Origin of the sequence: Nocardia sp. NPDC006044 (assembly GCF_042871115.1) — a bacterium.
In the GTDB taxonomy this organism is placed as follows: Bacteria; Actinomycetota; Actinomycetes; order Mycobacteriales; family Mycobacteriaceae; genus Nocardia.
Genome location: NZ_JBIAID010000001.1, coordinates 1,546,306 through 1,554,397, shown reverse-complemented (window position 1 = coordinate 1,554,397; position 8,092 = coordinate 1,546,306). Strand labels below are relative to the sequence as shown.

Sequence of the window (8,092 nt, the reverse complement as noted above, 5' to 3'; positions counted from 1 at the left end):
ATTCATGGCCAACGGGACATGACGGCAGCAACGTGCGAGTGGGAGCGCCGTCATGTCCCGCCCGCGGATCGGGTTCACGGTCTGCGGGACCTTGTCGTGGGGAGATGTGAGGGGAGGCTTCGCCGTGTCCTGTTGGTGGCTCCTATGCCTCGGCTCGGTGCCCGACCGGGGTGTGAGGTTCTGGGGAGGTTATCGAGCGGGCATCCGGACACTGGGAGATCGCCGATGGAGTTGCCGCCCAGTATGACTCGGTCAATGGCGACGACCTCACGGTCTATGACCCGATGACGCCGGCATTCTGACTCGGCGGCCAGCGCCGGCGGACTGGCTGTGGTGCGGAGCTCGGGGCGTGGATACGCTGGGTGAACATGACAACCAATCACGATGCGGGGTCCGCACACGCCGACCTGGCCGAGTACGTTGCACGCTGGGTCGAGTTGTTCAATGCGCGTGACCGTGCCGCGCTCGACGGGCTCTACGAAGCTGACGCGGTCGTGGTCCCCCGGCCTGGGTATCCGGTCACCGGCGCGGAACGAGCCGCTGCCCTCGCCGATTTCATGGGTTTGGGCGTACCCATGAAAGCCGCACTGCGCCAGGCGTATATCGCGAACGATATCGCTCTGCTCGTGATCGAATGGTCGTTGACGGGCACCGGTCCCGACGGACGCGAGATCGATATGGGCGGCACCGCGACCGATGTTGCCCGGCGCGGCGCCGACGGGCAGTGGCGCTACGTCATCGACAATCCCTCAGGTGTAGCGACCTGACCTCGAGTCAGCGCGACTGTCACCCCGGTCTGGCTCCATCGCTGGTCCGCCGACGCGAAAACGGTAGCGGCTCAACGCGATGCCGCCAGCCGCCGGTTGGTGACGTGTAGCTGGCGGTCGGTGCTGGCCTCGAGGTCACGGATCTGGTCGGGGTCCAAGCGGCCGCACAGGCGACCCCAGTGGACCGCGACCTGATCGCCGGGGGCGACGTCGGGGACGGCGGAGTAGCCGTCGGTCCAGATTTCCGCGTGCCGAGGGGCGGGGTCGGACAGGCTCAACTCGTGGCCGTTCCACCGCAATTCGCGGCGGCTCAAGGTGATATCGGTTCCGGCGCAGCGGATTACGGTGCCCCAGGAGATTCGGCAACCGTCGAGGACCTGGATCGGATGATTGCTCTTGCCCTTTCTCAGTAAACGGGTCCACGGATACACACCGAGTACGTGGAAACAGTGATTGGCGGCCGCTTCGGCGGCAATGTCCGCGGTCAAATGCGACCAGTAGTGACCGGCCAGCGGGGCAATGACGGCCAGCAGCTCGGCGGCGAACAGTTCGGGGTCGAGGTGGGCGCCGATACCGCCGCCGAGCCAATACGACTCGACAAGACGGTGATCCAGTGGGTCGGCGATACCGGCCAACTTGGCCATCACTTGGAGATACGGCCACGCACCGGAGAACTGCCGGGCTACCGCGCGCACATCGGCCTCGGAGCCGCCGCGTAACGCGACGGCCTCCGGCGGTCCGCAGAACCCGAGCCGGTTCGGCGCGTAGGCGTACCTGGCGAAGATGTCCGTGCCACTCTCGATCCGCGCGATCGCCGACTCCTCTCGCAATGCGTTCGATTCCCCTCTATCTCAACAGCTCCGGAGGCCCCCCTTCAGGGAGATCGACAGCGCGAGTGCCGTCACGACAGCTGCGGGGCAACCACTCGCCCCGGCTATCGGCACCGCGCGCCGCCCGGCGAGCCTGGCTCAACAGATTCGGGGCAACTGCTCCCCCGCCGGGAGATCGACCACCCGGGTGCCGCCCAGCGCCGTCCGCGCGACCACCATGCCCGGATGTTCCTCGACGCAGACACCGATCGCCGCCGCGCGCGAACCGAGCGGATGCTCGCGCATCGCGGCCAGCACCATGTCCGCCTCGTCCGGGGCGACGAAGGCGACCAACTTGCCCTCGTTGGCGACGTACATCGGGTCGAGCCCGAGCAAACCGCACGCGTCACGTACGGCGGCGGGCACCGGCAGCTTCCGTTCATCCAGTGACACACCGACTTTCGCGGCGCGCGCGATCTCGTTGAGCGTGGCCGACACACCGCCCCGGGTGGGGTCGCGCAGCACGCGCAGGTCGGCGCCGGTGGCCAGCATCGCGGCGACCAGGCCGTTGAGCGGCGCGGTATCGCTGCACACGGTGGTGCCGAATTCGAGCCCTTCGCGACAGCTCAGCACCGCGACGCCGTGCACCCCGATATCGCCGCTGACGATCACCACATCGCCGGGTCGCGCACGCTGCGGCCGGATGTCGACGCCGTCGTCCACGACCCCGATGCCCGCGGTGTTGATGAAAATGCCGTCGCCGTGCCCGGAATCGACCACCTTGGTGTCGCCGGTGACCAGAGTGACCCCGGCCGCGAGCGCCGCCGTGCCGACCGCCTTGGCCACCTGGGCGATATCGGCGAGCGCGGTGCCCTCCTCCAGGATGAACGCGGTGGACAGCACCATCGGGCGCGCGCCGGACATCGCGAGGTCGTTGACCGTGCCGTTGACCGCGAGATCACCGATCGAACCGCCGGGGAAGATCAGCGGCTTCACCACGAACGAGTCGGTGGAGAACGCGAGCCGCACACCGCCGAGGGTGACCACCGCCGAATCGCCGAGCCCGGCGTCCGCGGCCGCGCCGAAGGCGGGCAGGAAGAGGTGTTCGATCAGCTCGCCGGACATCGCACCGCCGCCGCCGTGCCCCATCACGATATTGGGCGCGTCCCGCAGCGGCATCGGGCACACCCAGCTCTCCATGTCGATGGTCGCCCCCGCGCCGACCGTTTCGTCAGGCATGAGCCACCTCCGCGGGCAGGTCCAGACGCCGGTACAGGTAGTAGGCCGCGCACGCGCCCTCGGAGGAGACCATGGTGGCGCCCAACGGGTTTCGCGGCGTGCACTGCTTACCGAACGCGGCGCACTCGTGCGGTTTGATCAGGCCTTGCAGCACCTCGCCGGAGCGGCAGATCGACGATTCGTCGGTGTGCATGTCGCTGACGGAGTACCGCAGCTCGGCGTCGTAATCCTGATAGCGCTCGGACAGCTTCCATCCGCTCAGCGGGATCATGCCGATGCCGCGCCAGGCCCGGTCGGTCACGTCGAAGACATCGCGCAGCATGGCCCGCGCGGCCGGGTTGCCCGCCGCCCGCACCGCGCGCGGATAGGCGTTCTCCAGTTCGTATTTGCCTGCCTCGAGCTGGATCACCGTGCGGCGGATGCCTTCCAGGATGTCGAGCGGCTCGAAACCGGTAACCACCATCGGCACTTTGTATTTCGCGGCCAGCGGTGGGTACTCCTCGGTGCCCATCACGCTGCACACGTGTCCGGCGGCGAGGAACGCCTGCACCCGGCAGCTCGGCGACTCCATGATCGCCGCGATCGCCGGCGGCACCAGTACATGCGAGACGAGCAGCGAGAAGTTCTCGATACCAAGGCGTTTGGCTTGGTACACGGTCATCGCGTTGGCCGGCGCGGTGGTCTCGAAGCCGATGCCGAAGAACACCACCTGGCGGTCGGGGTTGTCGCGGGCGATGTTCAGCGCGTCCAGCGGCGAGTAGACCACCCGCACGTCGCCGCCCTCGCTCTTGACGTGGAACAGGTCCTTCGAACTGCCCGGCACGCGCAGCATGTCGCCGAACGAGCAGAAGATCACGCCGGGGCGGGCGGCGATCGCCAGCGCCTTGTCGATCACCTCGAGCGGGGTTACGCACACCGGGCAGCCGGGGCCGTGGATCATCTCGATCTGGTTCGGCAGCAGCTGGTCGATGCCGTGCCGGATGATCGAATGCGTCTGCCCGCCACAGACTTCCATGATCGCCCAGCGGCGCGTGGTCACCGCGCGGATCTTGTCGAGCAGCTTCGCGGCCAGGTCCGGATTGCTGAACTCGTCGAGATACTTCATGACGTCACCTCTGTCTCTGGTTGGGCTGGTGCGGCGGTGGGATCGGCGAGGCCGGCCTGTTTCGCCGCGAGCGCGAAGCCGTCGCCGAATTCCTCGTTGAGCACGCCGAGGCGTTCGAACTCGGCCAGCGTCGCCAGCGCCGATTCCTCGTCCAGGCGCTGGATGGCGAAGCCGACGTGGACCACCACGTAGTCGCCGATCGCGGCGTCCGGGATGTACTCCAGGCACACGTCTTTGTGCACGCCGCCGAAGTCGACGACCGACATCAGGGTGCCGTCGCGTTCCTGCAGGTCGAGCACCTTTCCTGGTACGGCCAGGCACATGGTCGCACTCCTTTCCTCATCCCGCGCTGACCGCGAGTAGTTGCCCGAACGCGAGCCCGCCGTCGTTGGGCGGGAGTCTGCGATGGGAGATGACTTGAAAGCCGTTGTCCTGCAACAGGGCGCGTGCGCGCGAGAGCAGCAGGGCATTCTGGAAGACGCCGCCGGAGAGAGCGACCGGGGTCGACGGGGTCGAATAGGCCACCGCCAGTTCGAGAATCAGGTGCGCCACCGCGTCGTGGAAGCGAGCGCCGATCACAGAGGCCGGAATGCCTTGTGCCGCATCCGCTACGACCGCGGCGAGAACGGGAGCCGGGTCGAGCAGCGCCGGCTCGTCGGTGGTTATCGCGAATCGGTACCCGGCGTCGTCCGAAACACCGCGCGCCAATCCCTCGAGTTCGATCGCCGCCTGCGCCTCGTAATCCACCGCCTGCCGGACACCGGCCAGTGACGACACCGCGTCGAACAATCTGCCCATGCTGGAGGTCGGCACACAACCGAGGCCGGTCGCGAATTGATGGGTCAGCACGGCACGTTCGGCGGCCGGGCAGGCTCGCACCGACGGAATCGACTCCGACCACTCGATGCCCGCCGCCCACAGGTGGGCCAGCGCCATGCGATACGGCCGGTGCACGCTCACGTCACCGCCCGCCAGCGGCGCGTACTTCAAGTGGGCCAATCGCCGGAATCCCTTGTACCCGGCCGCGAGTACCTCACCACCCCACACCGCGCCGTCCGGTCCGAACCCGGTGCCGTCGAAGGCGATCCCGAGAACCGTTGCCGCCGCGCCCAATCCGCGCTCTCCCATTACGGCGGCGATGTGCGCGTGATGGTGCTGAACCAGCCGCACCGGCCGGTCCCCCGCATTGCGCTGCGCCCACGCGGTCGACCGATATCCGGGGTGGGCGTCGGCGACGATCTGGATCGGCTCGACGCCGGTCAACCGCTCGAGGTGGTGTTCGGCGTCATCGAAAGCGCGCAGCGTCGCGAGATCGTCCATGTCCCCGATGTGCTGGCTGAGCCACGCATACCGCCCGTCCGCCACCGCACACGTGTTCTTCAGATCGGCGCCGACCGCCAGCGTCGGCGGCAGCGGGATGGGCAACGCCAGCGGCAGCGGCGCGTAGCCGCGCGATCGGCGCACCGGCAGCTCGATCCCGTCGACCAGCCGGACCACCGAGTCGTCGCACGGTACAAGGATGCGCCGGTTATGCGAGAGCCAACCATCGGCCAGACCGGTAAGCCGGGCCCGCGCGTCATCGTCGTCATAGCAAATCGGTTCACCGCCAAGGTTTCCCGAAGTCATCACCAGCACCTGCGGCCCCGGCGGATCACCGGGCAACCCGAACAACAGCAGATGCAAAGGCGCGTAGGCAATCATGACACCCAAATCAGGGTTGCCCGGCGCCACCGACTCCGCCGGAACCACACCCCCGGCACCACTGCCAGCCGCAACCCCGACACCATCGCCCGACACCCAGACCTGGTCTGCCCCAACCGATGCGACAGCGCCGGCCCGCATAGCGGCAGGAGCACCAGACTCAGCTGACCTGACACCCGGATCAGGGTCGTCCGGCGCCATCGACTCCGTCGGAACCACACCCCCGGCACCACTGCCAGCCGCAACCCCGACACCATCGCCCGTCACCCAGACCTGGTCTGCGCCAACCGATGCGACGGCACTGTCTCGTATAGCGGCGCTTGCGGCAAACCTGGCACCCGAATCGGGAGCGTCCGGAGTTACGGAGTCCGCCGGAATCACCTGTCCATGTTCATCGAGCCGCGCGGACCCTACCGTTTGGGTGTCCGGAACTGCAGGGGCGTGCCGCACGGGGCCGGTGCTGCCCCCGATGCGGATTTCGGACTTACCATGGACCGGCCGGTCGGCCGCAGCCAGATTGTTGGGCGTAGCCGGGTCTCGCTGTGCCGACTGCGCGATGGATTCGGGAACTGGCCACGCTGGCGGGGGCGCCGCTGGGCCGAACTCTGTCGGCACGCGACCTGCCGTTGACCAGTCGGCAACTGTCTGCGAGGCACTCGCCGTCCGAGAGTCACCTGTCGTCCGCCAGTCAGCTGGCCCCCGCAAGGCACCTGCCGTCCGCGAGTCGACTGCCGCCTGCGAGTTGACCACCACCCGCGAGTTATCCGACATCCGTGAGGTATTGGTCGCCGGAGCGGCCCTGGGGACGCCACCGCGAGGCAATAGCACTATTGGTCTCGCGGGGCTGGTGAGTAGGGCGGCGGCTGCGGCGTCTACCTCCACGATCGCGCGGGCGGTGTCCAGGTTGGGCACCATGATCGCGAATGGCTTGTCGCCGCGGCGCTTTCGCCTGCGTAGTTCGGCGACGGCGGATTCGTTGGTGGCGTCGCAGGCGAGGTGGTAGCCGCCGATGCCTTTGACGGCGAGGATGCCGCCGTCGCGCAACAGGTTTCGGGCGGCCGTGAGCGGATCGCCGGAGCCGGTGTAGGCGAGGGTGGGGCCGCAGTCGGGGCAGGCGATGGGTTGGGCGTGGAAGCGTCGGTTGGCGGGGTCGGCGTATTCGGCGGCGCATCGGGCGCACATCGGGAAGTCGGCCATCGAGGTGTGCGGGCGGTCGTAGGGCAGGCTCGCGATGATGGTGAAGCGGGGGCCGCAGTTGGTGCAGTTGATGAACGGGTGGCGGTAGCGGCGGTCGGCCGGGTCGGCGAGTTCGCGGGCGCAGTCCGCGCAGAGGGCGACATCCGGCGAGGCCAGGGTGCGGCCCGCGCCGTCGCGGGTGGTGTCGGCGATGTGGAAGCCGGTGCCGCCGCGCAGGGAGATGGTCTCCTGTTCGACCGATTCGACCACGGCGAGCGGCGGCGGGCTCGCCCGCAGGCGGCGGACGAACTCGTTCAGATCGTCCGGTGCGCCTTCGATTTCGATGATCACGCCGGAGCTGTCGTTCGAAACTTGCCCGGACAGCGCCAGTTCCGCGGCGGTGGTGTAGACGAAGGGCCGGAAACCGACCCCCTGCACCACGCCGCGCACCACCACCTTGCGCCGCGACCGGTGCGTGGTCATGGTTCTTCACCGCTCCCGAGCATGCGCAGCCCGGACAGCGCCGCCGCCGCGCCGGCCTCGTCGGTCTTCTCCAGCACGAAGCCCATATGAATGATCACCCAGTCGCCGGGGCGCGCCGGATCATCCTCCAGCAGCCCGATATTCACCTTCCGCCGCTCCCCCTGGACATCGACCAGCGCGACCTGATCGTGGTAGCCGTCGAGGATCTCGACGACCCGGCCGGGAATACCGAGGCACATAGGTCATCCCTCCTGTCGAGTTGTGGGAGACGACTGGTCATCGAGCGCCGGCACCGAAGATTCGAAGTCCAGCGACACCTGGGCACCCACCCCGAGCGTGAAGTCCCCTGGGAAGCTGACGATCGGCGCGGACCCGACATCCGACGCCGGGCTGCCATCCGATACGGGCCTGGCGCCCGACACCGGGCCGACATCCGACACTGACCCGCCGCCCAACACCGGGTTGCCATCCGACGCGAGTCTGACGCCCGACGCAGACCCGACATCCAACGCCGACCCGACGGCCAACATCGGGCTGACATCCGACATGGGCTCGACGACCGGCGCAGGCCCCACATCCGACACCGACCCGACGGCCAACGCCGACCCGCCGCCCAACGCCGGGCTGACATCCAACGCCGGGCTGACATCCGACGCGGGCTTGACGCCCGGCGCAGGACCGACATCCGACATGGGCTCGACGCCCGGCGCAGGCTCCACATCCGACACCGACCCGACGGCCAACGCCGACCCGCCGCCCAACGCCGGGCTGACATCCAACGCCGGGCTGACATCCGACGCGGGCTTGACGCC

7 protein-coding genes and 1 pseudogene are annotated in these 8,092 nt (G+C 68.4%); 2 read left to right on the top strand and 6 right to left on the bottom strand.

Annotated features, from left to right (window positions below; all coding sequences use genetic code 11):
- Positions 1 to 368 precede the first annotated feature (368 nt).
- Complete coding sequence (locus ACFYO1_RS07400) at positions 369 to 767, top strand: YybH family protein (protein ID WP_387228080.1); 399 nt, start codon at positions 369 to 371, stop codon at positions 765 to 767.
- Between the two features lie 71 nt (positions 768 to 838).
- Here ACFYO1_RS07400 and ACFYO1_RS07395 read toward each other — a convergent pair whose 3' ends face one another.
- The 6 genes from ACFYO1_RS07395 to ACFYO1_RS07370 all read right to left on the bottom strand — a co-directional run bounded on the left by ACFYO1_RS07395 (position 839) and on the right by ACFYO1_RS07370 (position 7,519).
- Positions 839 to 1,597, bottom strand: coding sequence for a DUF6390 family protein (locus ACFYO1_RS07395; RefSeq protein WP_387228078.1), 759 nt, complete (start codon positions 1,595 to 1,597; stop codon positions 839 to 841).
- A gap of 138 nt (positions 1,598 to 1,735) precedes the next feature.
- A complete protein-coding gene (gene hypE / locus ACFYO1_RS07390) occupies positions 1,736 to 2,815 on the bottom strand; it encodes a hydrogenase expression/formation protein HypE (RefSeq protein ID WP_387228076.1) in 1,080 nt (359 codons plus the stop codon).
- Positions 2,808 to 3,920, bottom strand: coding sequence for a hydrogenase formation protein HypD (gene hypD, locus ACFYO1_RS07385; protein WP_387228074.1), 1,113 nt, complete (start codon positions 3,918 to 3,920; stop codon positions 2,808 to 2,810). The genes hypE and hypD overlap by 8 nt, the downstream gene beginning before the upstream one ends.
- Complete coding sequence (locus ACFYO1_RS07380) at positions 3,917 to 4,243, bottom strand: HypC/HybG/HupF family hydrogenase formation chaperone (protein WP_387228072.1); 327 nt, start codon at positions 4,241 to 4,243, stop codon at positions 3,917 to 3,919. Before ACFYO1_RS07380 ends, hypD begins: the two co-directional genes overlap by 4 nt.
- 16 nt (positions 4,244 to 4,259) lie before the next feature.
- Positions 4,260 to 7,280 (bottom strand): Sua5/YciO/YrdC/YwlC family protein, encoded by a 3,021-nt coding sequence (locus ACFYO1_RS07375; protein WP_387228070.1) that lies wholly within the window; start codon positions 7,278 to 7,280, stop codon positions 4,260 to 4,262.
- Positions 7,277 to 7,519, bottom strand: a complete 243-nt coding sequence (locus ACFYO1_RS07370; RefSeq protein WP_387228068.1) for a HypC/HybG/HupF family hydrogenase formation chaperone — start codon at positions 7,517 to 7,519, stop codon at positions 7,277 to 7,279. Before ACFYO1_RS07370 ends, ACFYO1_RS07375 begins: the two co-directional genes overlap by 4 nt.
- 22 nt (positions 7,520 to 7,541) lie before the next feature.
- On the opposite strand from ACFYO1_RS07370, the pseudogene ACFYO1_RS07365 reads away from it, so the two are divergent.
- Positions 7,542 to 8,092: pseudogene (locus tag ACFYO1_RS07365) on the top strand (hypothetical protein); the annotation flags it as partial.